The organism is Vibrio syngnathi (assembly GCF_002119525.1).
GTDB lineage: Bacteria > Pseudomonadota > Gammaproteobacteria > Enterobacterales > Vibrionaceae > Vibrio > Vibrio syngnathi.
This window is the reverse complement of the sequence record NZ_CP017916.1, coordinates 14300-40729: the sequence shown is the minus strand read 5'-3', so window position 1 is coordinate 40729 and position 26430 is coordinate 14300. Positions and strand designations below refer to the sequence as shown.

The window sequence follows — 26430 nt, the reverse complement described above, 5'->3', positions numbered from 1 at the left end:
GTGTTAACAAGGACCCTAACAATAAGGATAAACACAGATGCACAATATCACTGCTGAACGCGTTGCTGCGGTTCGAGCTTGGCTTGAAACAAATAACCTAGATGCCGTTATCATTCCACATGAAGATGAGTACCTAGGTGAATACGTTCCAGCTCATAACGAGCGACTTCACTGGTTAACAGGTTTCACTGGCTCTGCAGGTGCCGCTGTTATCACTCGTGATACTGCTGCTATTTTTGTCGATGGTCGCTACACCGTTCAGGTTCGTAAGCAGGTACCAGCAGAGTTATTTGAGTATCGCCACCTTATTGAAGAACCGGCTTTAGATTGGATCATCAATTCATTGCCACAAGGCAGTAAGGTTGCATTCGACCCACGCATGCACACAGCAGCTTGGTTGAAAGGCGCACAAGCAAAACTGGCAGAGAAAGTTGAGCTAACGACACTCTCTTCTAATCCAATTGATGAGCTTTGGTCTGATCGCCCTGAGCCTGTCGTGTCTGATGTTCGCCTAATGGCAACAGACGCCGTTGGTCAATCAAGCGAGAGCAAACGCGCGGAGATTGCTGGCTTACTAAAAGTAAAAGGTGCGGACGCCGCTATCCTTACCGAGCTAGACTCAATCTGTTGGTTGCTTAACATTCGTGGCTTGGACGTATCTCGCCTACCTGTTGTGTTATCCAATGCGATAATCCACGCCGATGAAAGTGTCGATTTCTTCCTAGACCCAGCACGCATCCCAGCAGGCTTTGACGCTCACGTTGGTAATGGCATTCGAGTTTCTCACCCATCAGAGCTTGAAGCGCGCCTTCAGTCTCTAGAAGGTAACAATGTGTCTGTCGATTCAGGCACGAGCAATGCTTGGTACACGCTTGTTCTACAAAACGCTGGCGCTCACATCATTGAAGCAGCAGACCCATGCCTAATGCCAAAAGCCGCTAAAAACGCAACTGAGATTGCAGGTATGAAAGCGTGTCACATTCGTGATGGCGTTGCGATGGCGAAGTTCTTATCTTGGATTGATGCCGAAGTCGCGCAAGGCAACCTACACAACGAAGCAGTATTGGCTGACAAAGTACAATCATTCCGTGAACAAGACCCAACACTGATGGATCTAAGTTTTGATACGATTTCAGCTGCAGGCGGTAACGCAGCTATGTGTCACTACAACCACGAGAACCAACCTGAACCCGGTCAGTTAGAGATGAATACTCTTTACCTAGTCGATTCAGGCGGCCAGTATTTAGATGGTACAACCGACATCACTCGTACTATCGCAATTGGTCAGCCAAGCGACGAAATGATCCAGCAGTTCACGTTAGCGCTTAAAGGTCACATCGGCATTGCACGTGCGCGTTTCCCACAGGGCACTCGTGGTTTCCAACTTGATATCCTAGCGCGTCAGCACTTATGGGCAGAAGGCTTCGACTATGACCACGGTACTGGTCACGGTGTTGGTCATTTCCTAAGTGTTCATGAAGGCCCACAAAGTATCTCTAAGAAGCTGATCGACGTACCTCTAGTTGAAGGTATGGTGTTATCAAACGAGCCGGGTTACTACCGTGCTGATGAATTTGGTATCCGTATCGAGAACCTAGAACTGGTTGTTGAACTTCCAACTCAAGGTGACTTCGCAGTATTGACGTTTGAATCGCTAACACGTTGCCCTATCGATAAGCGCAACATCAATGTTGATTTGCTAACACGACCTGAACTGGCGTGGCTGAACGACTACCATCAGAAAGTATGGAACGATGTTAGCCCATTAGTTGAAGGTGATACGCTGGAATGGCTACGCCAATCAACCACACCATTAGCTCACGCATAATGCTTCGTTAAGCTATTAACTGAACCAAAACGAGCTTGCTAGGTTAATAAGTTAAATAGCAAAACGGCTACCCAAAGGTAGCCGTTTTTATTTGCCTGCATCATTAAGATGTTTCACGTGGAACATAAACCAAACATTGATTAACCAGAATAGGCACTGTGCCAGTCTCGCCACACTGGATCGAAACCTCGCTGACGAATCATTGACTCGACATCAGCAGCAGTTCTCTCGTCACTGATCTCAAACTGCTCAAGTTCTTCTTCACCGGAAGCATAACCACCAGGCTGGGTTTTAGAAGCCGCCGACATACTCGTGATACCCAATGGCAACACATTGTCGCGGAAGGTTGCAGACTCACGAGTAGATAGAGATAGCTCGACTTCAGGATTCAAGAGTCGATATGCGCAGATAAGCTGAACCAATTGTTTATCGCTCATGACTGATTTAGGCTGTAATCCTCCACTAGACTCCCCACCTTCACACGGGCGAAGACGTGGGAATGAAATCGAGTAACGTGTTTGCCAATAAGTACGCTCTAAGTAATCTAAGTGAGCAGCAACAAAGAAGCAGTCGGTTCGCCAATCTTCCAAACCAATCAAAGCACCTATACCTATCTTATCAATACCCGCCTTTGCCAAGCGATCAGGAGTTTCAAGACGATATTCAAAATCCATTTTATTGCCACGTAGATGGTGCTCAGCGTAGGTCCTTGGTTGATAGGTCTCTTGATAAACCATCACCGCATCTAAACCGAGAGTTTTAAGTTCGGCGTAATCTTGTTGATCAAGTGGCTGCACTTCCATCGCAAGGTAGTTGAATTGCTTTTTGATATTCGGGAGCACCTGTCGAAAGTAATTCATCCCGACCTTAGTTTCATGTTCACCGGTGACTAACAAAACGCTATCGAACTTCATCTTTTTGATAGCCGCACTTTCGGCATCAATTTCATCCAAAGTAAGCGTGCGACGTTTGATACGGTTCTCCATTGAGAAGCCACAATACGTGCATGCATTAGCGCATAGATTCGAGAGGTACAAAGGAATGTAAAGCGACATTGTATTGCCAAATCGCTTACGAGTTAGCGCCAACGACTGTTGTGCCATCTGCTCTAAGTAAGGTTTTGCCGCCGGAGAGATCAGAGCCTTAAAGTCTTCTAAGTCACGTTTGGGTTTACTCAGAGCACGTTCAACATCCGCTGCCGTTTTACTGAAGATAGACATACCAATGTCATCCCAGTTGAGCTGTTTAAATCGATCAACAAACGTCATAGGGACACTACTCGTCTAGAAATGAAGTTAACGGGCTCGAAGCAACCGCGTGAGATACTTTTCCTGCAAGCCCAGCAAGGTAAGCCATACGACCCGCTTCAACTGCCAGCTTAAAGGCAATCGCCATATCAACGGGTTGTTTAGAAGCCGCAATCGCCGTATTCACTAACACAGCGTCTGCGCCCATTTCCATTGCACGAGTAGCATGAGATGGCGCACCAATGCCCGCATCAACAATCACAGGGACATTCGCTTGGTCGATAATGATCTCTAAGAAGTCTGCAGACGCAATACCCTTATTTGAACCAATCGGCGCACCCAACGGCATAACTGCAGCACAACCCACCTCTTCCAAGCGCTTACACAAAACTGGGTCGGCGTGGCAATAAGGCAACACAACAAAGCCATCTTTGACCAGTTGCTCAGCGGCTTTAAGCGTTTCAATAGGGTCTGGCATCAAGTACTTTGGATCTGGGTGAATTTCCAGTTTGAGCCAATTTGTGCCTAGCGCTTCACGAGCCAAATGTGCAGCAAAGATGGCATCCTTCGCGTTCTTCGCACCAGAGGTATTCGGCAATAAATTCACGCCAGCATCCATGATCGGTTGTAGGATATCGTCTTGTTCAGAGCGAATATCAACTCTCTTCAGCGCCATGGTTGCCAGTTGCGAACCTGAAGCCTCGATTGCACTCGCCATCAAATGCTTATTGGCAAACTTACCAGTACCAGTAAAGAGTCGAGATTGAAACGTTTTATCAGCGATAGTTAACATGGTTAGCCTCCTGCAATGGCTTGGAAAAGAGAAATAGCGTCGCCTTCATTAACGACCGTTTGTTGCCACTGGCTGCGCGGTACAACCGCATTATTGATTGCAAATACACAACCTAGATCAGGTAATGATAGAGATTGGATAATGTCCGCTAGAGACGACGAGTGCGCTACCTGTTCTGGTTGCTCGTTTATAGAGATCGTTATATGACTCATTGGATTTCTTCTTCTAAATGCTTAATTGCAGACGCACTGCACACGGAACATTCACTATCTTGAGTGACCATTAAGTTTTGCCAGTTCATCGTTTGGCCATCGAACAGTTTGAGCTGGTGTGTTGCGACTTGAAACTCACCACGAGTTAGACGTTGAATAGCAGCCAAAGCTTGAAGGTTACCTATAGTGCCAACAACTGGGCCTATGATGCCGCTATCGCTACAACGAGTCGTTTGTGGATGATGTCTAAACGGGAACAAGCAGTGATAGCACCCTTTCTGATTCTGATAATCAAATACAATAAACTGGCCTTTCCAGCCAATTGCAGAACCAGAAATCAAAGGGGTCTTCGTGCTGAAACATGCTTGGTTAACCTGCTGGCGTGACTCGAAGTTGTCAGTACAATCCAACACTAAGTCAGCTAGCATCACTTCAAGCTCAAGCTGACTTTCACTCATTCGTTGATTGATGGTTCTTACTTGGCTGCGACCATTGAGCTCACTCAGTTGTTGCTTCAACGCTTCAACCTTAGGCGAACCTAACTGATTTTCCCTGAACGCGACCTGTCGTTGCAGGTTCGATGAATCGACACAATCATCATCGACCAGCACGATCTTTCCAACACCAGAAGCAGCCAGGTAAAGAGCCGCAGCATTACCTAAGCCACCACAACCGATGATCAACACATGACTATTTAGTAGGTTGCGTTGCCCTTGCTCACCCACTTCAGGTAACGCAATTTGTCGTTGATAACGAATAAACTCAAAGTCACTCAACATAGCTAGGCTCCTGTATAACCTCTTCCTTGATAGTTGGAGATTTAGGTACCATCAGTTTTTCGAAAAATTCGATCACTTTCTGTGGGTCTTCCGCCAATGTAATCGCACGTACCACCGCCAAACTCGATACCCCACACTCCCACACCTGCTCAGCTGTCGATTGGTCAATACCGCCAATAGCAACCGTCGGATAACCGATAAGTTGTTCTGTGTATGGGATAGTATCAATCAGCTGTTGATACAGAGATAAACGAACTAAACCCTGAGGTTTCGATGGCATCTGTTTAGTTGTTGTTGGGAAGATATGCCCTAGCGCAATATAGCTTGGGTTGATTTGAACAATGCGTAGCAACTCGTAATAGCCATGAGTCGAGAGACCGATCTTAATACCTGCTTGGCTCAACTGTGAGAGGTTTGATTCTTCAATATCCTCTTGCCCCAAATGAACACCAAACGCGTCATGCTTGAGTGCAAGCTGCCAATAATCATTGATAAAAACCTGAGCGTTATGCTCTCGACCAAGCTCGATTGATCGCGCAACTTGTTGTTCTAAGTCCTCTTGCTGCGGGTTTTTAATACGTAGTTGAACAGTGTTGATTCCAAGCTTGAGCAACCTTTCGATCCACTCAACATCATCAACCACTGGGTATAAACCTAGACTATTCTTACTCAGCTCAGGAAAAGAAAGCACTGTCCCTTGATTAGCCCAACCAACGCTTATATTCAATCGTTGATCTTCAAGAGTTGGAATTGGAAAGTTTTGGTAATGTGCTGGCCATGTTCCACGTGAAACATTGGACGATGCGCGAGCTAAAACCAATGCGTCCTCTAATGGGAATTCCAGCGCCAACAAAGTAAGTAACCAAGCAAAGTGGCCGCGATTATCTAACTCCTGATGAGCTGTTGTGTCACTCTTGATAGCACGATTAGCATCCAGGTGTGACCAGATATCCAGTACAGCTGAATCATCTGAAACACCGATATAGATGACATTCGGAGTTTGTGTAAAGGCATCACAAACGTCAGCTAGCGCGACTGAATTGCTGTAATCAACAACATGGTTCAGTTCTGCTAGCTGACACACCGTCAATGAATCAAGATCATGAGCGAAGCCAATAGATAACGCCTGCTGAGAATCAACGATAGAGAAGTATTGAGTTGGACTTACGCCCAACTCAACTGCATCTGTTGCCAAGCCTTGTCGATTAGCAACCAATAGACAGTTCTGCACCTCTCCCGTTAACTCAATATTTTGAGATGGGATGAGAATCTTCACTGTCATTATTCCTCTAATTGAGCTTCTTTTGCACCTACTGCAGGGTGGTAAAGTTCAGAGCCAGTATCACGGAACTCTTGTGATTTTTGACGCATCCCTTCCAACGGGTTATCTAGCATCTTAATCTCGATAGCCTGATCCGCGGCTACTTGTTCGGTGTCTTTCGCATACTCTCGAACTTCTTGAGAAATCTTCATCGAACAGAATTTAGGTCCACACATTGAGCAGAAGTGAGCAACCTTACCGGATTCTTGTGGCAGAGTTTCATCATGGAAAGAACGTGCTGTTTCAGGGTCTAAAGCTAGATTAAATTGGTCTTCCCAACGGAACTCAAAACGTGCTTTAGATAATGCATTATCTCGGATTTGTGCGCCTGGGTGTCCTTTTGCCAAGTCTGCAGCGTGTGCAGCCAGCTTGTAAGTAATCAGGCCGGTCTTTACATCTTCTTTGTTTGGCAAACCTAAATGTTCTTTAGGGGTTACATAACAGAGCATCGCGCAACCGTACCAACCAATCATAGCCGCGCCAATACCAGAGGTAATATGGTCGTAACCAGGGGCAATATCTGTCGTCAATGGACCTAAAGTATAAAAAGGCGCTTCATGGCAGTGTTCTAACTGCTCGTCCATGTTCTCTTTGATTAGGTGCATTGGCACATGTCCTGGGCCTTCAATGATCACCTGCACGTCGTATTCCCAAGCGACCTTAGTCAACTCACCTAAAGTACGTAACTCCGAGAATTGAGCCTCATCATTGGCATCTGCAATAGAACCCGGGCGTAGGCCATCACCCAATGACAGGGCAACGTCGTACTTCGCACAGATCTCACAGATCTCGCGGAAGTGTGTATATAGGAAGCTCTCTTGGTGATGTGCAAGACACCATTTCGCGATGATGGAGCCGCCACGAGAGACAATACCAGTCACACGTTTAGCGGTCATAGGAACGTAGCGAAGCAATAAGCCTGCGTGGATAGTAAAGTAATCAACACCCTGCTCTGCTTGTTCAATCAAGGTATCGCGCATCACTTCCCAGTTAAGGTCTTCCGCAACGCCATTCACTTTTTCAAGCGCTTGATACATAGGAACCGTACCAATTGGTACTGGGCTATTACGTAGGATCCATTCGCGAGTCTCGTGAATATTACGACCAGTAGAAAGGTCCATCACGGTATCGCCACCCCAGCGAGTCGACCATACTAGCTTCTCAACTTCTTCTTCAATCGAAGAGCTTACTGAAGAGTTACCGATATTAGCGTTCACCTTCACTAAGAAGTTTCGACCAATAATCATCGGTTCTGATTCTGGGTGGTTGATGTTTGAAGGGATAATAGCTCGACCTTCAGCAACCTCTTTACGCACGAACTCAGGAGTAATTTCTTTCGGCAGATTTGCACCAAAGTTATGGCCAGGATGTTGATGGTTAAGCTGCTCATCAGCGAACTTCTGACGTCCCATGTTCTCACGTATGGCAATGTACTCCATTTCAGGTGTGATAATACCCTGACGAGCATAGTGCAGCTGAGTAACACATTGGTTGTCTGTCGCGCGACGAATTCTAGGCAGGTTGCCGTAGCGAAGGTCGTCTAGAGTTTCATCTTCTAAACGTTCTTTGGTGTAAACAGAGCTTACGTCGTCTAACAGTTCCGTATCACCACGCTCTTCAATCCATTGCTCTCGCAACTTAGGAAGACCGCTATACAGGTCTATTTGATGTGTAGGGTCTGTATAAACACCTGAGGTATCGTAAACTTGAATGGGTACATTAGGTTCGAATACAGGCTCTTTTTTGCTACCACCAACAAGGCTATCAGCGAGTGATATTTCTCGGACAGGGACTTGAATGTCCTCTCGAGATCCTTGGATGTAAGCTTTCTTTGAGTTTGGATAGGGTTGTACGGATAAAGAATCAATGAAATTCTTCGCTTCCAGTCTTGCTTGTTTACGAGTCGACATAGCATTTTTCCTTGGCTTTTAGCCATTATTTATAGGGATAAAAATGCTTGACGGATTAGATGCTACAAGAGGGATCACGGTAAGAAATACAGTTGTGATCTGGAGATAGATCTCTAGAAGGATTCTAGTTAGATATCTACTCTTGTTCCCTTCGCAGGTATTAGCCTGATCAGGTTCAACGGATCCCGAGTTAACGGTCTCAGCCATATGGCACTCCGACAAGTTCGATCGAGTATATAAAAACGGCTTGGATAAACCAAGCCGAGTTGTTAACAAATCATAAGAAAGTTTTAAGACTTTATCAAAAGTTGGAAGCCGATCCATGCGGCTGAAATACTGAGTACCACGTTGAGTAGCACATTGAGTCCCATCTTAAAGAAAGCGCCCTGCTGCATAAGAAGTACGTTATCCATCGAAAATGTAGAAAATGTAGTCAGTGCTCCTAGGAAACCAAGACCGATAATTTGCCTCCACGGTTCCGTCGCGACCATCTCGTTTTCAAACGCGGCGATGAGCAATCCCATAATCAAAGAACCAATCACGTTAACGGTCAACGTACCGTAAGGAAAACCACGTCCTAACATCACAACGCATAACTCTGAAATCAAGTAACGTGAACAAGCACCAAACGCGCCACCAATGGCAATAAAACCTAAAATAGATAACTGACCCATGAATCCTCCCAAACAATAGTCCCTATATTCTAGCTTTACCACCGATAAAAGCGAGGGTAGAAACTAAGAATGCATGCGCAAATATTAAACGTTACAGGTGTCACTTAACTTCAATATATCCCATTAAACCCGTTTTCATGTGTTCTATAACATGACAGTGGTACATCCAGCGGCCAGGGTTGTCTGCAACAAATGCGGCTTTCGCTCGGCCGTTTTTTCCAAGTAGCACGGTATCGGTATGGAAAGGTTCTTGAATTTTTTTACCATCAAGTTCCAATACAGTGAATGTATGACCGTGAATATGGATCGGGTGATGGTATTGGGTGACGTTCTTTAGATCGAATATGTAAGTCTTACCTAACTCTAAAGTCGTCAACGGTTCAGGAATATTGTCTTTGCTCATTCCTTCCCATGCTCTTTTATTAGTAAGCCAAAACTTAGGCATCGATTTCCCATCTTTAGAAACTGGTGATACCGCACCTTCCCACTCGAACACAAAATCGATCTCTTCAGCATTAGCAAGATCTAGATTAGGTACAGGGTTAAGAGGCAACAATGGCAATAAACGCCCTTCAGTAAGGGGGGAATCTACTACCTCGAACTCACATAAAGAGAAAGGAAAGCGGCCCTTCATTTGAAGAACATTAACTCGCTCGCCTACTTTGGGCGCTATCAGTCCAATATCCACGCGCATCCCTGGGCCGATTTTATGTTGAGTCAGTTTATATGGCGTCTTTACAGGATTACCATCAATGGCAATCACCCATGCCTCAGCCCCTTCGACAGCAATAGGATAAGTGATCGTATTATCGACATTCGCGATACGCAGTCGAGTCGTTGCGTGCTGCTTTAATTGGTATACAGGTTCATGAACACCATTGACGCTACTCCACTCTCCTGGAGTACCCATACGAGCACTTAGTCGTGGAATCATTAAGTCTTTCCATTGACCCTGTTTATCGATGTGCCAATGCTTAAGCATCAGTGCGTGTTCTTCATCAAACTGCACTGGAATACTCTCCTCTACGATAATAAGACCAACCAAGCCCATACCAAGCTGCTTAACGCTGTTCATATGTGGGTGATACCAAAACGTACCAGCATCTGGTGGCGTAAATTCATAAATGAATGTTTCACCAGGCATGATCGGTGGTTGGCTTAAGAAAGGTACTCCATCCATTCCGATAGGAATCCTTAGACCGTGCCAATGAATAGTCGTCGGCTCTGATAGCTTATTAGTAAAACGAATTGTGACCTTTTCACCCTGTCGACATCGAATTGTCGGAGCAGGGATCTGTCCATTAAAGGCCAAAACATTAGTATCAAGTCCCGCGACTAACTCAGCTGTTGAAGGCTCAGCAGTTAAGTCATAAACATACTTTCCTTGCTCATCAGTCGACCGTTTCATTGAGCAAGCGGGCAGTACAGTGAGTGCAGATATAGCGATAGATGATTGAATAAACTTACGACGGGAGATATCCATATTTGTTGCCTTTTAGTAATAACGACCAAAATGTAACAAAATATTGAGAATAATTCTCATAAAGAAGTGTGGATTGTGTTGTTAATTGATTATAAAAGAGACTGAGATAAGTAAGCACTTACATTTCTAAGACAATATTCTATTCAAGGTAGGTAATACCAATTAAAGTAAAAATGTGATCTAATTAAGGCCGTCGAACTCTTACAGAAAATCGTCATGGATAGCCTTAATAATACTGATTTTAAAAAGCTAGCAAGCCAACAAAAAACCATTCAAATGAAGGTTCGCTTGCTAGCACTAGCCCACTTCAAAGAAGGTCACTCGCGCACTCAAATTGCCAAATACCTTAAAGTCAGTCGAACTAGTGTAAACAAATGGGTTCAAGTATTTCTTGAAGAAGGATTGGAAGGGCTTCAAGAAAAACCTCGCACAGGCAGACCTGCATACCTCAATGCAGAACAACGAAAACAACTCAGTGCATTCATTAAGAAAGAAGCAGAGTCCCCTTCAGGCGGGCGCCTTGTCGGGAGCGATATACATGACTACATCGTGAAAAACTTTGATAAATACTACCACCCTAATTCTATCTATTATCTCCTCGACCACATGGGCTTCTCTTGGATAACTTCTCGCTCCAAACACCCTAAACAATCACAGCAAATCCAAGACGATTTTAAAAAAATTCAAAATAGAAACGATCCTTAAGATCCCCGGCCATATCGGGCTAGAGAGTGTTGATGTCTGGTTTCAAGATGAAGCTAGGTTTGGTCAGCAGAACACAACGACACGTCTTTGGGCGACTCGTGGAACGAGGCCTCGCGTGGTAAAACAACAGCAATTTGAATACGCTTATTTGTTTGGTTCGGTATGCCCTGAAAGAGGAATTGGCGAAGCCATAGTGGTTCCTTGGGTTAACAAGGACATAATGACAAATCACTTAGAGCTGATATCTAAGGCTACAGAAAAAGGACGTCATGCTGTCGTTATAATGGATGGTGCAGGCTGGCATACCGATGATATTGCGAGAGAATTTAATAACGTCAGTACTATTAAGCTTCCTCCCTACTCGCCAGAGCTTAACCCTATAGAGCAAGTTTGGAGTTGGTTGCGACAACATTATCTAGCGAATCAAAGTTTCACGGATTATAACGACATTGTTTCCAAGGTTTGTCGCGCTTGGAATGAATTTCTTGAGTGCAAAGATCGTGTCACAAAAATGAGCAGAAGGGATTGGATAAACCTGATCAGTTAATTTTCCGGATTGGTATGATTCAGAAAGCAAAAAGGCCCTAGCATTTCTGCTAGAGCCTTAAATATGGCAGGGGTGGAGAGATTCGAACTCCCAACACGCGGATTTGGAATCCGCTGCTCTGCCAATTGGAGCTACACCCCTAAAACTTTTTATCACTTCAGATTCGAAAAAACCTCGCACTAGGCGAGGTTATCGAATAAGTGGCGGAGTGGACGGGACTCGAACCCGCGACCCCCGGCGTGACAGGCCGGTATTCTAACCAACTGAACTACCACTCCGCAGTGGAATACTTATCGTCGCTGACAAGTGTTCAAATTTAAAGCCTGGCGATGTCCTACTCTCACATGGGGAAACCCCACACTACCATCGGCGCTATTGTGTTTCACTTCTGAGTTCGGCATGGAATCAGGTGGGTCCACAATGCTATGGTCGCCAAGCAAATTTTGTTTAATTGACGCATTAGCGGCAATTAATAATTCGGAAAACTGATTTAAAAGTCTCTTCAAACGCATTCAAGGTCTGTCTTTCTATTGAGTCCACAAAACCCCTTGGGTGTTGTATGGTTAAGCCTCACGGGCAATTAGTACAGGTTAGCTCAATGCCTCGCAGCACTTACACACCCTGCCTATCAACGTCGTAGTCTACGACAACCCTTTAGGACACTTATAGTGCCAGGGAAAACTCATCTCAAGGCTCGCTTCCCGCTTAGATGCTTTCAGCGGTTATCGATTCCGAACTTAGCTACCGGGCAATGCCATTGGCATGACAACCCGAACACCAGAGGTTCGTCCACTCCGGTCCTCTCGTACTAGGAGCAGCCCCTTTCAATTTTCCAACGCCCACGGCAGATAGGGACCGAACTGTCTCACGACGTTCTAAACCCAGCTCGCGTACCACTTTAAATGGCGAACAGCCATACCCTTGGGACCGACTTCAGCCCCAGGATGTGATGAGCCGACATCGAGGTGCCAAACACCGCCGTCGATATGAACTCTTGGGCGGTATCAGCCTGTTATCCCCGGAGTACCTTTTATCCGTTGAGCGATGGCCCTTCCATTCAGAACCACCGGATCACTATGACCTGCTTTCGCACCTGCTCGAATTGTCATTCTCGCAGTCAAGCGGGCTTATGCCATTGCACTAACCACACGATGTCCAACCGTGTTTAGCCCACCTTCGTGCTCCTCCGTTACTCTTTGGGAGGAGACCGCCCCAGTCAAACTACCCACCAGGCACTGTCCGTAATCCCGATTCAGGGACCAACGTTAGAACATCAAAACTACAAGGGTGGTATTTCAAGGACGACTCCACCACATCTAGCGACGCGGTTTCATAGTCTCCCACCTATCCTACACATGTAGGTTCAATGTTCAGTGCCAAGCTGTAGTAAAGGTTCACGGGGTCTTTCCGTCTAGCCGCGGGTACACTGCATCTTCACAGCGATTTCAATTTCACTGAGTCTCGGGTGGAGACAGCGTGGCCATCATTACGCCATTCGTGCAGGTCGGAACTTACCCGACAAGGAATTTCGCTACCTTAGGACCGTTATAGTTACGGCCGCCGTTTACCGGGGCTTCGATCAAGAGCTTCGACCGAAGTCTAACCCCATCAATTAACCTTCCGGCACCGGGCAGGCGTCACACCGTATACGTCATCTTACGATTTTGCACAGTGCTGTGTTTTTAATAAACAGTTGCAGCCACCTGGTATCTGCGACTCTCGTCTGCTCCATCCGCAAGGGACTTCACTGATAAGAGCGTACCTTCTCCCGAAGTTACGGTACCATTTTGCCTAGTTCCTTCACCCGAGTTCTCTCAAGCGCCTTGGTATTCTCTACCCGACCACCTGTGTCGGTTTGGGGTACGATTCCTTACAATCTGAAGCTTAGAGGCTTTTCCTGGAAGCATGGCATCAATGACTTCACTACCGTAGTAGCTCGACATCGTATCTCAGCGTTAGTAGTGGTCCGGATTTACCTAAACCACCCGCCTACATACTTGAACCTGGACAACCGTCGCCAGGCCCACCTAGCCTTCTCCGTCCCCCCATCGCAATTGTAAGAAGTACGGGAATATTAACCCGTTTCCCATCGACTACGCCTTTCGGCCTCGCCTTAGGAGTCGACTTACCCTGCCCCGATTAACGTTGGACAGGAACCCTTGGTCTTCCGGCGAGGGAGTTTTTCACTCCCTTTATCGTTACTCATGTCAGCATTCGCACTTCTGATACCTCCAGCAGCCCTTACAGACCACCTTCAACGGCTTACAGAACGCTCCCCTACCCCACATATCCTAAGATACGTAGCCGCAGCTTCGGTGTATAGCTTAGCCCCGTTACATCTTCCGCGCAGGCCGACTCGACCAGTGAGCTATTACGCTTTCTTTAAATGATGGCTGCTTCTAAGCCAACATCCTGGCTGTCTGAGCCTTCCCACATCGTTTCCCACTTAGCTATACTTTGGGACCTTAGCTGGCGGTCTGGGTTGTTTCCCTCTCCACGACGGACGTTAGCACCCGCCGTGTGTCTCCCGGATAGTACTTACTGGTATTCGGAGTTTGCAAAGGGTTGGTAAGTCGGGATGACCCCCTAGCCTTAACAGTGCTCTACCCCCAGTAGTATTCGTCCGAGGCGCTACCTAAATAGCTTTCGGGGAGAACCAGCTATCTCCAGGTTTGATTGGCCTTTCACCCCTAGCCACAAGTCATCCGCTAATTTTTCAACATTAGTCGGTTCGGTCCTCCAGTTGATGTTACTCAACCTTCAACCTGCCCATGGCTAGATCACCTGGTTTCGGGTCTAATCCTAGCAACTGTACGCCCAGTTAAGACTCGGTTTCCCTACGGCTCCCCTAAACGGTTAACCTTGCTACTAAAATTAAGTCGCTGACCCATTATACAAAAGGTACGCAGTCACACCACGAAGGTGCTCCTACTGCTTGTACGTACACGGTTTCAGGTTCTATTTCACTCCCCTCACAGGGGTTCTTTTCGCCTTTCCCTCACGGTACTGGTTCACTATCGGTCAGTCAGTAGTATTTAGCCTTGGAGGATGGTCCCCCCATATTCAGACAGGATATCACGTGTCCCGCCCTACTCGTTTTCACTGATTATGATGTGTCGGTTACGGGGCTATCACCCTTTATTGCGAGACTTTCCAGACTCTTCACCTGCATCATTAAAAGCTTAAGGGCTAATCCAATTTCGCTCGCCGCTACTTTCGGAATCTCGGTTGATTTCTCTTCCTCGGGGTACTTAGATGTTTCAGTTCCCCCGGTTTGCCTCCTGTTGCTATGTATTCACAACAGGATACTTACTTATGTAAGTGGGTTTCCCCATTCAGGAATCCCAGACTCAAAAGGTTATTACTACCTAATCTGGGCTTATCGCAAGTTATTACGCCTTTCATCGCCTCTGACTGCCAAGGCATCCACCGTGTACGCTTAGTCACTTAACCATACAACCCGAAAGGGTTTCTATTTGCTTTCACTTTAAAAAGTGAAGACAAATAAGCGTATGGCAACTAACCAAGGTTTTTGGTTGTCATCAAGAAGGGTTAATTCTTGATGACTGTTTGCCGGACTCAATTGTGAATCAAACTAAGTTTGATTCGAATACAAGACACTTGAATGTGTTTGTTGTGTTTATCTAATGAAAGATAAACATTGAGAACTTTTAAATTTGATTGAATTACTCGTAAGTAATCAATCAGTCAGCTTTCCAAATTGTTAAAGAGCATGAGACTTTAAGAACCAGTGTTCTAAAATTCACATTTTCTAAAGACTCTCAGGGTCAAACATACCAACCAACGACAAAAGAAGTGGTTTGGATATGATGATAACCAAGAATTTTTAGAGAATGGTGGGCGATACCGGGCTCGAACCAGTGACCCCCTGCTTGTAAGGCAGGTGCTCTCCCAACTGAGCTAATCGCCCACTAAAAGTTTTAATTCCTTCGCGGAGAAAGAATGGTGGGTCGTGCAGGATTCGAACCTGCGACCAATTGATTAAAAGTCAACTGCTCTACCAACTGAGCTAACGACCCAATGGTATCCCGTAGGGGAGTCGAACCCCTGTTACCGCCGTGAAAGGGCGGTGTCCTAGGCCTCTAGACGAACGGGACACTGCTAATTTATCTCTATGTTAAAAAGTAGAAACAAACTTCGAAGAACTTGGGAGTTCTTCATCTCTTTGCTTTTCTAAACCTAATCAATCTGTGTGGACACTCATCGTGACTATCTTCGTATAAGGAGGTGATCCAGCCCCAGGTTCCCCTAGGGCTACCTTGTTACGACTTCACCCCAGTCATGAACCACAAAGTGGTGAGCGTCCTCCCCGAAAGGTTAAACTACCCACTTCTTTTGCAGCCCACTCCCATGGTGTGACGGGCGGTGTGTACAAGGCCCGGGAACGTATTCACCGTGACATTCTGATTCACGATTACTAGCGATTCCGACTTCATGGAGTCGAGTTGCAGACTCCAATCCGGACTACGACGCACTTTTTGGGATTCGCTCACTATCGCTAGCTTGCTACCCTCTGTATGCGCCATTGTAGCACGTGTGTAGCCCTACTCGTAAGGGCCATGATGACTTGACGTCGTCCCCACCTTCCTCCGGTTTATCACCGGCAGTCTCCCTGGAGTTCCCGACATTACTCGCTGGCAAACAAGGATAAGGGTTGCGCTCGTTGCGGGACTTAACCCAACATTTCACAACACGAGCTGACGACAGCCATGCAGCACCTGTCTCAGAGTTCCCGAAGGCACACCTGCGTCTCCGCTGGCTTCTCTGGATGTCAAGAGTAGGTAAGGTTCTTCGCGTTGCATCGAATTAAACCACATGCTCCACCGCTTGTGCGGGCCCCCGTCAATTCATTTGAGTTTTAATCTTGCGACCGTACTCCCCAGGCGGTCTACTTAACGCGTTAGCTCCGAAAGCCACGGCTCAAGGCCACAACCTCCAAGTAGACATCGTTTACGGCGTGGACTACCAGGGTATCTAATCCTGTTTGCTCCCCACGCTTTCGCATCTGAGTGTCAGTGTCTGTCCAGGGGGCCGCCTTCGCCACTGGTATTCCTTCAGATCTCTACGCATTTCACCGCTACACCTGAAATTCTACCCCCCTCTACAGCACTCTAGTTCACCAGTTTCAAATGCAGTTCCGAGGTTGAGCCCCGGGCTTTCACATCTGACTTAATGAACCACCTGCATGCGCTTTACGCCCAGTAATTCCGATTAACGCTCGCACCCTCCGTATTACCGCGGCTGCTGGCACGGAGTTAGCCGGTGCTTCTTCTGTTGCTAACGTCAAGATGCGCAGCTATTAACTACACACCCTTCCTCACAACTGAAAGTACTTTACAACCCGAAGGCCTTCTTCATACACGCGGCATGGCTGCATCAGGCTTGCGCCCATTGTGCAATATTCCCCACTGCTGCCTCCCGTAGGAGTCTGGACCGTGTCTCAGTTCCAGTGTGGCTGATCATCCTCTCAGACCAGCTAGGGATCGTCGCCTTGGTGAGCCATTACCTCACCAACTAGCTAATCCCACCTAGGCATATCTTGACGCGAGAGGCCCGAAGGTCCCCCTCTTTGGCCCGTAGGCATTATGCGGTATTAGCCATCGTTTCCAATGGTTATCCCCCACATCAAGGCAATTTCCTAGGCATTACTCACCCGTCCGCCGCTCGACGCCCATTAACGCACCCGAAGGATTGTTAGTGTCGTTTCCGCTCGACTTGCATGTGTTAGGCCTGCCGCCAGCGTTCAATCTGAGCCATGATCAAACTCTTCAATTTAAGATTTTGTGACTCAACGAATACTGACTTCAAAACTATTCTTTATAAATAAAGAGTGTAATTTTAAAGCTATTACCATTCCAACAGAATGGTAATAAATTGACTGTGCCGAATAACTACAAGTAGTTAAACGTATTGGTCACTCAGTTCATTGAAATCAAGTTTGTTACCGAAGTAACTGTTATTACGCTCTTTCGAAAAAGAACCAATAACGTTTTGATATTCATCAACGAGTGCCCACACAGATTGATAGGTTTAAATTGTTAAAGAGCTTTTCCTTTTTGAGCTTCGCTCAAATCGGACGGCCATTTTAGCGATTTAAGTTTTAGTGTCAACCACTATTTTCAAAACTTTTTTCAAGCGCTTAGCTTGGCTAATTTGACCTGCTGATTCGTTTTGGTTTCTTACGAAGCCTTCCCGTTTCAACGAGGTCGCATTATAGAGATTTCGATCACACTGGCAAGCCCTTTTTGAAGTTTTTCTCGTTTTTTTATTCGTTCGATTAAAAAGAGCACAAAACGCCTCAAAAGTAGGCTTTTCTCTTACATCTCTTGCAATTTCTTAGAGAATAAAGAGACTTTTTCCCAGTTCGTATACTCAACTTCCTTGGTTGTGTCCGTTTCTCCGCCTGTCATATTCATAATGAAGCGAATCATGGTTTTATCGAACCAGTTATAACGTGGGTAATAGAGGGCACCAGCGAATACACCGATTAGAGTCGGCTGCCATGGTGACTTAAGAAGAAACTTCTTAATATAGGCACTACCTTCAGGGGTGTCTTTGCCTTGGTCTTCTTTACGAGCCGTTAAGTTAACGCAGAAGAAGGCAACCTTATTGGATTGCAACTGAGCAAGGTTGGCATCAATGAACTTATATAGCTTCTTATTAAGGTGGCCGTAACGAATAGATGCACCAATCAACACTCTGTCATATTGAGCAAAGTCGACATTACTAATAGTGTGCAGATCTTGAAGCTCACATTCGAACTCATTCATTTCTTCTTTTATATAGTTCAAGATCTTCTTGGTTTGCCCTTCACGGCTTGAATACAAAAATAGAGCTTTTGCCACAATGTTGTCCTTAGCTACGCCAAAACGTAGGGGTCAATAAAATTAATAAGGTGAATATCTCTAAACGACCAAACAGCATAGATACGATCAACACCCATTTGGCCTTATCATTCACATCGCCGAAGTGCATTGCCACTTCACCTAAGCCAGGGCCAAGGTTATTCAATGTTGCCGCTACGGCAGAGAAAGCACTCAGCTCATCCATCCCAGTAGCAATAAGAGCCAACATACAAACCACAAAAACCAATGCGTATGCAGAGAAGAAGCCCCAAACCGCATCAACAACACGTTGTGGTAACGCAGAACCTCCAACCTTGATGGTATAGACAGCACGCGGGTGGACAAGGCGCTTCATTTCACGAGCACCTTGCAAAGTAAGCAATAAGATTCGAATAACTTTCATACCACCGCCCGTTGAACCTGCACAGCCCCCTATAAAAGAAGAGAACAGAAGCAGAACAGGTAAGAACAATGGCCACTCAGAAAAACCAGTGGTAGTGAAGCCTGCGGTTGTTGAAATAGATACCGTCTGGAACAAGGCCTGATCAAAGGCATCGTAATACGAGTCATAAGAGTGGTGATTAAGCAGTAATAAGAAACAAACTAAGAACAAAACCGCTTGAATAAAGATAAAGGCGCGGAATTCAGGATCTTTCCAATAATACTTAGGATGCACACCACCCGAAGCAAATGCAGCAAAGTGAAGCGAATAGTTACACGCAGAGATAAGAAGGAACACGACCGTAATCATGTTGATAGCCGGACTATTGAAATAGCCCATACTCGCATCGTGAGTCGAGAAACCACCAATCGCAATAGTAGAGAAGCTATGACTGATAGCATCAAAGAAGCTCATGCCTGCAAGCCAAAACGCCACCGCACAAGCAATCGTTAGGCTCAGATAGATGTACCAAAGCGCTTTTGCCGTTTCAGCAATACGCGGAGTCATCTTACTGTCTTTTACAGGGCCCGGGATTTCTGCACGATATAGCTGCATACCACCGATGCCCAGAACCGGAAGGATGGCTACCGCCAATACGATGATACCCATACCACCAAACCATTGCAGGAACTGGCGGTAAAACAGAATCGCCTTAGGCAGATCATCGAGACCAACAATAACGGTCGCGCCCGTGGTTGTTAATGCAGAGAAGGATTCGAAGAAAGCATCGGTTACCGATACATTGGGGTTATCGGCGATCAAAAACGGCAGCGCACCAGCACTGCCGATTACCGTCCAGAATAAAACAACAATCAAGAAGCCATCACGCGCTTTCAATTCATGCTTATAACGTCGGTTTGGAAACCAGCAGGTTGCTCCACAGAATAAGAGAACAAAAAAGGTCGTCACAAATGGCACACCCGCACCATCTCGATAGATCAGAGCGACGAGAGCAGGTGCGAGCATTGATACACTAAAAAGTGCTAATAATAATCCGACGATTCGAATAATTGAGCGAAATTGCATGAGCTATTGAACGAAGCGAAATGCTTCACACTTCCTAGTTGTCTTTGACTTTCGTTACCAGTGCCTTAGCACCGCTTTTATTGATCATGGTTTGGGTAAACGAATCTACCTGAAGGAGCTCTATTTCAATAATAAGCTCAACTTGAACACCATAATCCGCTTGGACTTCAACAGCCTGATGCTGAGCCATGATGGATTGTGCAATCGGCACAAAGCCATAGTCTAACTCTAGCCGTAATTTTGTGGTTATTTTTTTCTCGATAGTTTGAAGCAGCTTGAGAGCTTGTTGTACTCCACCACCATAAGCCTTAACTAAACCACCAGTACCGAGCTTGATTCCGCCTGAATAGCGAGTGACTACAGCCGTTAACTCGCCAACACCCGAACCAGACAGTTGCGCCAAGATAGGCTTTCCAGCAGTACCCGAGGGTTCGCCATCATCACTAAAACCCCATTTCATCGAGTCTTCCGGTCGCCCTGCAGCAAAGCCCCAACAGTTATGTCGCGCTGAAGAATGCTCTTTTTTTACCTGTTCAACGAACTGCTTAGCAGCTTCTACACTTGGAGTATGAGCAAGATGAGTAATAAAAACGCTCTTTTTTATCTCTTCTTCAAACAGAGCCGACGCTGACGGTATTAAATAGGGCTGTTCATTCATATCGTTAACTTAATTATTAAGAGCGGCGAAGTGTATCACGCGTGAATAATAAGGGTTAGAGGATCTGTGCTGTCGCACAATGTTAAACAATTGTTTAAAAAATGTATTGAAATTAATCAAGCAGAGGTACAGACTAGAATAACTGGTCTTACCAGGTGCTCTACAATAATAGAAAGATAACAAGATTCTCTCAAACAATCGTGGATTGTATGTCATGGAGATAGACAATGATTTACCAAGCTAACACCTTACAGGTAAAGGAATTACAAGATGGTATTGCAGAACTTAGCTTCTGTGCTCCGGCCTCTGTAAACAAACTCGACCTTGCTACTTTAGAATCACTGGATAAAGCGTTAGATGCTCTTAATGCTCACGCTGGATTACGTGGTTTAATCTTAACTTCAAACAAAGACGCGTTCATCGTAGGCGCAGACATCACTGAATTTCTTGGCCTATTTGCTAAGCCAGAAGCAGAACTTGATGAATGGTTAAGATTCGCTAATTCAATCTTCAGCAAGCTCGAAGACCTTCCTGTCCCAACTCTTTCAATGATGCGTGGCCATGCCCTTGGTGGCGGCTGTGAATGTGTACTCGCTACCGATTTCCGTATCGGTGACAAGACCACTAGCATAGGTCTACCAGAAACCAAACTTGGCATCATGCCTGGCTTTGGTGGTTGTGTGCGCCTGCCACGTGTTATCGGTGCTGACAGCGCGATGGAAATTATCACTCAAGGCAAAGCATGCCGTGCAGATGAAGCGCTTAAAGTTGGCTTGTTAGATGCGATTGTTGAAACAGACCAACTACTAGAATCAGCGATCAACACTGTTTCTTTGGCAGCCAATGAGAAACTTGATTGGCAGCTACGCCGCAAACAAAAAACGTCAGCGCTTTCACTAAGCAAACTAGAAGCGATGATGAGCTTTACCATGGCTAAGGGCTTAGTGGCTCAAAAAGCAGGACCTCATTACCCAGCACCCATCACTTCGGTGATTGCTATCGAAGAAGCAGCGCGCAGCGATCGCGATGCGGCGTTAGACATCGAACGCAAACACTTCGTTAAGCTAGCAAAATCTGAAGAAGCGAAAGCCCTTGTCGGTTTATTCTTGAATGACCAATACATTAAAGGCTTAGCAAAACAAGCTGGTAAGTCTGCGAATAAAGCAACTGAACGCGCAGCAGTACTTGGCGCTGGCATCATGGGTGGCGGTATTGCTTACCAGTCAGCATTGAAAGGCGTGCCAGTGATGATGAAAGACATCGCACAAGCGTCTCTTGATCTTGGTATGAACGAAGCTTCTAAGCTGTTGAATAAACGCTTATCACGCGGTCGCCTAGATGGGTTCAAGATGGCAGGTATTCTGTCTTCTATTACTCCAAGCTTGCATTATGCTGGTGTTGAACAATCTGATGTGATTGTGGAAGCGGTTGTAGAAAACCCGAAAGTAAAAGCAGCAGTACTGAGTGAAGTTGAAGGCCTAGTTGGTGAAGACACGGTTCTAACATCAAATACCTCAACGATTCCGATTAACCTGTTAGCGAAATCTTTGAAGCGCCCAGAGAACTTCTGTGGCATGCACTTCTTTAACCCAGTACACCGCATGCCTTTGGTTGAGATCATCCGTGGCGAGCATACTTCAGAAGAAACTATTAATCGCGTGGTTGCTTACGCAGCGAAGATGGGTAAATCCCCTATCGTTGTTAACGACTGTCCAGGCTTCTTCGTTAACCGTGTACTTTTCCCTTACTTTGGCGGTTTCAGCATGTTGCTACGTGACGGTGCTGATTTCACTAAGATCGATAAAGTCATGGAACGCAAGTTCGGTTGGCCAATGGGCCCAGCTTACTTGCTAGACGTTGTAGGTTTAGACACAGCACACCATGCACAAGCAGTAATGGCGCAAGGTTTCCCTGAGCGCATGGGTAAAGAAGGTCGTGATGCGATTGACGCACTTTACGTCGCTGAAAAATACGGCCAGAAGAACGGCAGCGGTTTCTACACGTACAGCGTAGACAAACGCGGTCGTCCGAAGAAAACCTTCTCTGAAGACATTCTTCCTATCTTGGCTGACGTATGCCAACAGCCACAAGACTTTGATGACCAGACAATTATCCAACGTGTGATGATTCCTATGATCAACGAAGTGGTGCTTTGTTTAGAAGAAGGCATCATCGCGACACCACAAGAAGCGGATATGGCACTGGTTTACGGTTTAGGCTTCCCTCCATTCAGAGGCGGCGTATTCCGCTACTTAGACAGTGTGGGTATTGGTAACTTCGTTGAAATGGCGAAGAGCTACCAAGACTTAGGTGCAATGTACCAAGTTCCTCAACTATTGCTTGATATGGCAGCGAAAGGCGAAAGCTTTTACGACGGCCAACAAGCCAGTTCTCTGTAACCCACATTTGGAAAAGGAATAGCAAAATGAATAATGTAGTTGTTGTTGATTGCCTTCGTACCCCAATGGGACGTTCCAAAGGTGGAGCTTTCCGTCACACTCGTGCTGAAGATCTGTCGGCACATTTGATGAAAGGCATTTTAGAGCGCAACCCAGAAGTAAACCCTGTCGAAATTGAAGACATTTACTGGGGTTGTGTACAACAAACGCTAGAGCAAGGCTTCAACGTCGCACGTAACGCTGCTTTGCTTGCTGGTCTCCCGATTGAGATTGGTGCGGTAACGGTCAACCGTTTATGTGGTTCATCTATGCAAGCTCTGCATGATGCGACTCGCTCTATCATGGTTGGCGATGCTGAAATCTGCCTGATCGGTGGTGTAGAACACATGGGCCATGTACCAATGAACCACGGTGTTGATTTTCACCCTGGCATGTCTAAGCACGTAGCAAAAGCAGCGGGTATGATGGGTCTAACCGCTGAAATGCTAGGTAAAATGCACGGCATTAGCCGTGAAGACCAAGATGCATTCGCAGCACGCTCACATGCTCGAGCTCAAGCAGCAACAGTTGAAGGTCGTTTCAAAAACGAAATCCTGCCAACAGAAGCTCACGCGGCAGACGGTTCACTGTTCACTCTGGATTACGATGAAGTCATTCGTCCAGAAACTACGGTTGAAGGCCTGTCTCAGCTTCGCCCGGTATTTGACCCAGCAAACGGAACGGTAACAGCAGGTACTTCATCAGCATTGTCTGATGGTGCATCGGCAATGCTGATCATGAGCGAAGAGAAAGCCAACGCGCTTGGCCTTAAGATTCGTGCTCGCGTGAAGTCTATGGCTATTGCAGGTTGCGACCCTTCTATCATGGGTTACGGCCCAGTACCAGCAACCAAGAAAGCACTTAAACGTGCAGGTCTGAACATTGAAGATATGGGTGTGATTGAACTCAACGAAGCGTTTGCGGCTCAATCTCTTCCATGTGCGAAAGACCTAGGTCTACTGGATGTAGTTGACGAGAAAGTAAACCTTAACGGCGGTGCGATTGCTCTTGGTCACCCACTGGGCTGTTCTGGTTCTCGTATCTCGACGACCCTAATCAACCTGATGGAAGCACAAGACGTGAAATACGGTTTAGCGACCATGTGTATTGGTTTAGGCCAAGGTATTGCAACGGTATTTGAACGCCCATAGCGGTCGTTGGTTGTAATACTTGTAAAGTAATATTTTGTGCAGCTATATTTATATAGCTGCACTTTTTATTGCTCGGCGTCCAATAATGTATCGATTCGTTCAGCGAACTTAGCGAGAGAAAAAGCACCACTCACATCTATGCACAAAACGCATAGATTCAATGTTGATGTTTCATTATTTTTTCTTCGATGATTCAACTAAAGTTACTTCAGTTTCCTAATATTCCTCCCACGGAGCAGATCATGTTTAAAGCACTTGTACTAAACCAAGAAGATAAAAAAACTATCGCATCAGTATCTCAAATTGATGAATCTCAATTACCAGAAGGTAACGTGAAGGTTGATGTGAGCTACTCTTCTTTGAACTACAAAGATGGTTTGGCGATTACAGGTAAAGGGCGCATTGTTCGTAACTTCCCTATGGTTCCTGGTATCGACCTTTCAGGTGTGGTTTCACAATCTGATGACCCACGCTACAAAGCGGGCGACGAAGTTGTTCTAACGGGTTGGGGTGTGGGTGAAGGTCACTGGGGCGGCATGGCTGAGAAAGCGAGCCTAAACGGTGATTGGTTAGTGCCAATGCCAGCGGGTCTAGACGCTAAGAAAGTAATGGCGATCGGTACAGCAGGTTTCACAGCAATGCTTTGTGTGCAAGCTATCGTAGATGCAGGCATCAAACCAGAAGACGGTGAAATCCTAGTAACAGGTGCAAGTGGCGGCGTAGGCAGCGTGTCTATTACGCTACTAAACCAACTAGGCTACAAAGTAGCAGCGGTTACTGGCCGTGCTTCTGCAAACGGTGAACTACTTAAATCACTAGGTGCTACACGCATTGTAGAGCGTGCTGAACTTGAAGAACCAGCTAAGCCACTAGAAAAACAACTGTGGGCTGGTGCTATCGATACTGTAGGTAGCAAAGTACTTGCAAAAGTATTGGCGCAAATTGACTACAACGGTGCGGTTGCAATGTGTGGTCTAGCAGGCGGTTTTGACTTACCAACCACGGTAATGCCATTCATTCTGCGTAACGTTCGCCTACAGGGTGTGGACTCGGTAATGTGCCCTCGTGAAAAACGTATTAAAGCGTGGGAACAACTAGCGGAATTGCTACCTGAATCTTTCTACGCGCAAGCAACCAAAGAAGTGTCTTTAGACGGTGCAATTCAAGCAGCAGAAGACATCACTAACGGTCAAATCACTGGTCGCGTAGTCATTAAACTATAGATTCTCAAACATAAAGTTATCAAACCTTAAGCAACAGCTTTAGATTTGGATAACCCAAAATAACAAAGGGCTGATAGTAATCAGCCCTTTTGTGTTTTTGTCATTAGGATCGAGTAAACCAAAGCTAAGTCCCAGTTAACCTAAGCCAACATCCGCAATACGCTTTTGAATCAATTCGCCACACTCCTCTTTAACCACCCTTCTTAACCATTGTTGCGAGGCAGAAGAATCGCAGCGCGAGTGCCAAATCAGTGAGTAATCAAACGGCATAAACTCGAATGGCAGCGGTTTAACGACTAAGTCATAACGCTCAGCCACCAAGTAAGCTAAATCAGCAGGTACTGTGATCACCAACGGCATTCTATCGACAATCGCCAATGCGGCTTCAAGGTGATAAGCACGCAGCACCATTTTACGAGGTTGTTGATTAGCTAAAGCGTTATCGAGTAAAGCCTTAACACCATCACTGATCGCAATCATCGCGTGAGGCAACGAAACATAATCTTCGAGACTTAACGATCGATCGGCTAACGGATGATTTTTAGATAACAAACATGATACGCCGACTGGCCCCAATACCTCTTGATGAAGTGGAGCAACGCTGCTACTCGGTCGACAGATCGCCATATCAACACGTTCGGTACTGAGTTGTTTAAACAAATGCTCATGCTGCAGTGGCGCAAACTCCAAAGAGATGTTCGGCGCTTGTTCATAAATCTTAGGCAACGCATAAGGCAAGATGGTTTGCATCGCGTAGTCAGTGGTCGCAATTAAAAAACGCTCACTGCAATAGTAAGGGTCAAAATCGCTAGGGCTAAGCAGTTGACGGAAAGACTCTAACGGTTGATCAATACGCTGGCTGATCTCGAGTGCTTTCTTGGTGGGAATAAGGTGCTGACCTTGACGTGTAAACAGGGGATCGTTGAGTAGTTCTCTTAAGCGCCCTAACACTCGACTGGTTGCGGATTGACTTAAGTTAAGACGAAGCGCAGCCTGGCTAACACTGCCCTCTTCAATCAATACTTTTAAGGCGACCAATAAATTAAGGTCTCTACGATAGATGTCTTCTAATTCCACGCCACTTACCTAGTTGTATACAACTGTCATTAGTTACTAAGTTGTTTATA

Annotated in this window: 17 protein-coding genes, 5 tRNA genes, 3 rRNA genes and 1 riboswitch; of the genes, 5 read left to right on the top strand and 20 right to left on the bottom strand. The window is 46.0% G+C overall.

Going from position 1 to position 26430, the window contains the following annotated elements; all coding sequences use genetic code 11:
• The first annotated feature begins 37 nt into the window (after window positions 1-37).
• Entirely contained in the window at window positions 38-1828 is a 1791-nt protein-coding gene (locus tag K08M4_RS00190) for an aminopeptidase P family protein (protein ID WP_086048513.1), read from the top strand.
• A 140-nt stretch (window positions 1829-1968) separates the two neighbouring features.
• Here the strand turns inward: K08M4_RS00190 and thiH are convergent, their stop codons facing one another.
• From thiH to K08M4_RS00150, 8 genes are all read right to left on the bottom strand, one after another.
• Complete coding sequence (thiH, locus tag K08M4_RS00185; RefSeq protein WP_086048512.1) at window positions 1969-3096, bottom strand: 2-iminoacetate synthase ThiH; 1128 nt, start codon at window positions 3094-3096, stop codon at window positions 1969-1971.
• A gap of 7 nt (window positions 3097-3103) precedes the next feature.
• Window positions 3104-3868 carry a thiazole synthase gene (locus K08M4_RS00180; protein ID WP_086048511.1) on the bottom strand — a complete coding sequence of 255 codons (765 nt, stop codon included), beginning with the start codon at window positions 3866-3868 and terminating at the stop codon, window positions 3104-3106.
• Between the two features lie 2 nt (window positions 3869-3870).
• Window positions 3871-4080 carry a sulfur carrier protein ThiS gene (thiS, locus tag K08M4_RS00175; RefSeq protein ID WP_086048510.1) on the bottom strand — a complete coding sequence of 70 codons (210 nt, stop codon included), beginning with the start codon at window positions 4078-4080 and terminating at the stop codon, window positions 3871-3873.
• Window positions 4077-4859, bottom strand: coding sequence for a HesA/MoeB/ThiF family protein (locus K08M4_RS00170; RefSeq protein ID WP_086048509.1), 783 nt, complete (start codon window positions 4857-4859; stop codon window positions 4077-4079). Before K08M4_RS00170 ends, thiS begins: the two co-directional genes overlap by 4 nt.
• Window positions 4849-6141 carry a thiamine phosphate synthase gene (locus K08M4_RS00165; protein ID WP_086048508.1) on the bottom strand — a complete coding sequence of 431 codons (1293 nt, stop codon included), beginning with the start codon at window positions 6139-6141 and terminating at the stop codon, window positions 4849-4851. The genes K08M4_RS00170 and K08M4_RS00165 overlap by 11 nt, the downstream gene beginning before the upstream one ends.
• A complete protein-coding gene (gene thiC / locus K08M4_RS00160; protein ID WP_017085667.1) occupies window positions 6141-8090 on the bottom strand; it encodes a phosphomethylpyrimidine synthase ThiC in 1950 nt (649 codons plus the stop codon). Before thiC ends, K08M4_RS00165 begins: the two co-directional genes overlap by 1 nt.
• A 129-nt stretch (window positions 8091-8219) precedes the next feature.
• Window positions 8220-8318, bottom strand: a riboswitch (TPP riboswitch).
• Between the two features lie 62 nt (window positions 8319-8380).
• Window positions 8381-8764: a fluoride efflux transporter CrcB gene (gene crcB / locus K08M4_RS00155; RefSeq protein WP_004736665.1), complete on the bottom strand. Its 384-nt coding sequence runs from the start codon at window positions 8762-8764 to the stop codon at window positions 8381-8383.
• 100 nt (window positions 8765-8864) lie between these two features.
• The gene (locus tag K08M4_RS00150) at window positions 8865-10247 is read right to left on the bottom strand and encodes a multicopper oxidase family protein (protein ID WP_086048507.1); all 1383 of its coding nucleotides are present in this window, start codon (window positions 10245-10247) and stop codon (window positions 8865-8867) included.
• A 216-nt stretch (window positions 10248-10463) separates the two neighbouring features.
• Between K08M4_RS00150 and K08M4_RS21895 the strand changes: the two genes are divergently transcribed.
• A protein-coding gene (locus K08M4_RS21895; protein WP_157665724.1) for an IS630 family transposase occupies window positions 10464-11499 on the top strand; the annotation gives its coding sequence in 2 pieces (ribosomal slippage) (window positions 10464-10922 and window positions 10924-11499; 1035 coding nt in all).
• 64 nt (window positions 11500-11563) lie between these two features.
• Here the strand turns inward: K08M4_RS21895 and K08M4_RS00135 are convergent.
• From K08M4_RS00135 to K08M4_RS00085, 11 genes are all read right to left on the bottom strand, one after another.
• Window positions 11564-11640, bottom strand: a tRNA-Trp gene (locus K08M4_RS00135).
• Window positions 11641-11700: 60 nt separating this feature from the next.
• Window positions 11701-11777, bottom strand: a tRNA-Asp gene (locus K08M4_RS00130).
• A 43-nt stretch (window positions 11778-11820) separates the two neighbouring features.
• Window positions 11821-11936, bottom strand: a 5S ribosomal RNA gene (gene rrf / locus K08M4_RS00125).
• Between the two features lie 122 nt (window positions 11937-12058).
• Window positions 12059-14952 (bottom strand): 23S ribosomal RNA (locus K08M4_RS00120).
• Between the two features lie 402 nt (window positions 14953-15354).
• Window positions 15355-15430: transfer RNA gene (locus tag K08M4_RS00115), tRNA-Val, on the bottom strand.
• Window positions 15431-15463: 33 nt separating this feature from the next.
• Window positions 15464-15539, bottom strand: a tRNA-Lys gene (locus K08M4_RS00110).
• Between the two features lie 2 nt (window positions 15540-15541).
• Window positions 15542-15617, bottom strand: a tRNA-Glu gene (locus K08M4_RS00105).
• Window positions 15618-15740: 123 nt separating this feature from the next.
• Window positions 15741-17295, bottom strand: a 16S ribosomal RNA gene (locus K08M4_RS00100).
• Together the 16S, 23S and 5S rRNA genes with 5 tRNA genes alongside form the textbook arrangement of a ribosomal RNA operon.
• Window positions 17296-17837: 542 nt before the next feature.
• Window positions 17838-18365: a menaquinone-dependent protoporphyrinogen IX dehydrogenase gene (gene hemG / locus K08M4_RS00095; RefSeq protein WP_004736667.1), complete on the bottom strand. Its 528-nt coding sequence runs from the start codon at window positions 18363-18365 to the stop codon at window positions 17838-17840.
• A gap of 10 nt (window positions 18366-18375) precedes the next feature.
• Window positions 18376-19833, bottom strand: a complete 1458-nt coding sequence (locus K08M4_RS00090) for a TrkH family potassium uptake protein (protein WP_017077285.1) — start codon at window positions 19831-19833, stop codon at window positions 18376-18378.
• Between the two features lie 34 nt (window positions 19834-19867).
• Entirely contained in the window at window positions 19868-20491 is a 624-nt protein-coding gene (locus tag K08M4_RS00085; RefSeq protein ID WP_004736669.1) for a YigZ family protein, read from the bottom strand.
• Between the two features lie 227 nt (window positions 20492-20718).
• On the opposite strand from K08M4_RS00085, the gene fadB reads away from it, so the two are divergent.
• The 3 genes from fadB (at window position 20719) to acuI (ending at window position 25303) form a co-directional block, all read left to right on the top strand.
• On the top strand, window positions 20719-22890 hold the full coding sequence (gene fadB, locus K08M4_RS00080; protein WP_009848167.1) for a fatty acid oxidation complex subunit alpha FadB: 2172 nt from the start codon (window positions 20719-20721) through the stop codon (window positions 22888-22890).
• Window positions 22891-22916: 26 nt separating this feature from the next.
• Entirely contained in the window at window positions 22917-24080 is a 1164-nt protein-coding gene (fadA, locus tag K08M4_RS00075; protein WP_086048504.1) for an acetyl-CoA C-acyltransferase FadA, read from the top strand.
• A gap of 242 nt (window positions 24081-24322) precedes the next feature.
• Window positions 24323-25303 (top strand): acrylyl-CoA reductase (NADPH), encoded by a 981-nt coding sequence (acuI, locus tag K08M4_RS00070; protein ID WP_061025200.1) that lies wholly within the window; start codon window positions 24323-24325, stop codon window positions 25301-25303.
• A gap of 135 nt (window positions 25304-25438) precedes the next feature.
• Here acuI and K08M4_RS00065 read toward each other — a convergent pair whose 3' ends face one another.
• On the bottom strand, window positions 25439-26380 hold the full coding sequence (locus K08M4_RS00065; RefSeq protein ID WP_086048503.1) for a LysR family transcriptional regulator: 942 nt from the start codon (window positions 26378-26380) through the stop codon (window positions 25439-25441).
• Between the last annotated feature and the right edge of the window lie 50 nt (window positions 26381-26430).

Bases quoted from the DNA above. Each gene is read 5' to 3' on its own strand.
- K08M4_RS00190 (WP_086048513.1), top strand. From the start codon at position 38: ATGCACAATATCACTGCTGAACGCGTTGCTGCGGTTCGAGCTTGGCTT.
- thiH (WP_086048512.1), bottom strand. From the start codon at position 3,096: ATGACGTTTGTTGATCGATTTAAACAGCTCAACTGGGATGACATTGGT.
- K08M4_RS00180 (WP_086048511.1), bottom strand. From the start codon at position 3,868: ATGTTAACTATCGCTGATAAAACGTTTCAATCTCGACTCTTTACTGGT.
- thiS (WP_086048510.1), bottom strand. From the start codon at position 4,080: ATGAGTCATATAACGATCTCTATAAACGAGCAACCAGAACAGGTAGCG.
- K08M4_RS00170 (WP_086048509.1), bottom strand. From the start codon at position 4,859: ATGTTGAGTGACTTTGAGTTTATTCGTTATCAACGACAAATTGCGTTA.
- K08M4_RS00165 (WP_086048508.1), bottom strand. From the start codon at position 6,141: ATGACAGTGAAGATTCTCATCCCATCTCAAAATATTGAGTTAACGGGA.
- thiC (WP_017085667.1), bottom strand. From the start codon at position 8,090: ATGTCGACTCGTAAACAAGCAAGACTGGAAGCGAAGAATTTCATTGAT.
- crcB (WP_004736665.1), bottom strand. From the start codon at position 8,764: ATGGGTCAGTTATCTATTTTAGGTTTTATTGCCATTGGTGGCGCGTTT.
- K08M4_RS00150 (WP_086048507.1), bottom strand. From the start codon at position 10,247: ATGGATATCTCCCGTCGTAAGTTTATTCAATCATCTATCGCTATATCT.
- K08M4_RS00090 (WP_017077285.1), bottom strand. From the start codon at position 19,833: ATGCAATTTCGCTCAATTATTCGAATCGTCGGATTATTATTAGCACTT.
- K08M4_RS00085 (WP_004736669.1), bottom strand. From the start codon at position 20,491: ATGAATGAACAGCCCTATTTAATACCGTCAGCGTCGGCTCTGTTTGAA.
- fadB (WP_009848167.1), top strand. From the start codon at position 20,719: ATGATTTACCAAGCTAACACCTTACAGGTAAAGGAATTACAAGATGGT.
- fadA (WP_086048504.1), top strand. From the start codon at position 22,917: ATGAATAATGTAGTTGTTGTTGATTGCCTTCGTACCCCAATGGGACGT.
- acuI (WP_061025200.1), top strand. From the start codon at position 24,323: ATGTTTAAAGCACTTGTACTAAACCAAGAAGATAAAAAAACTATCGCA.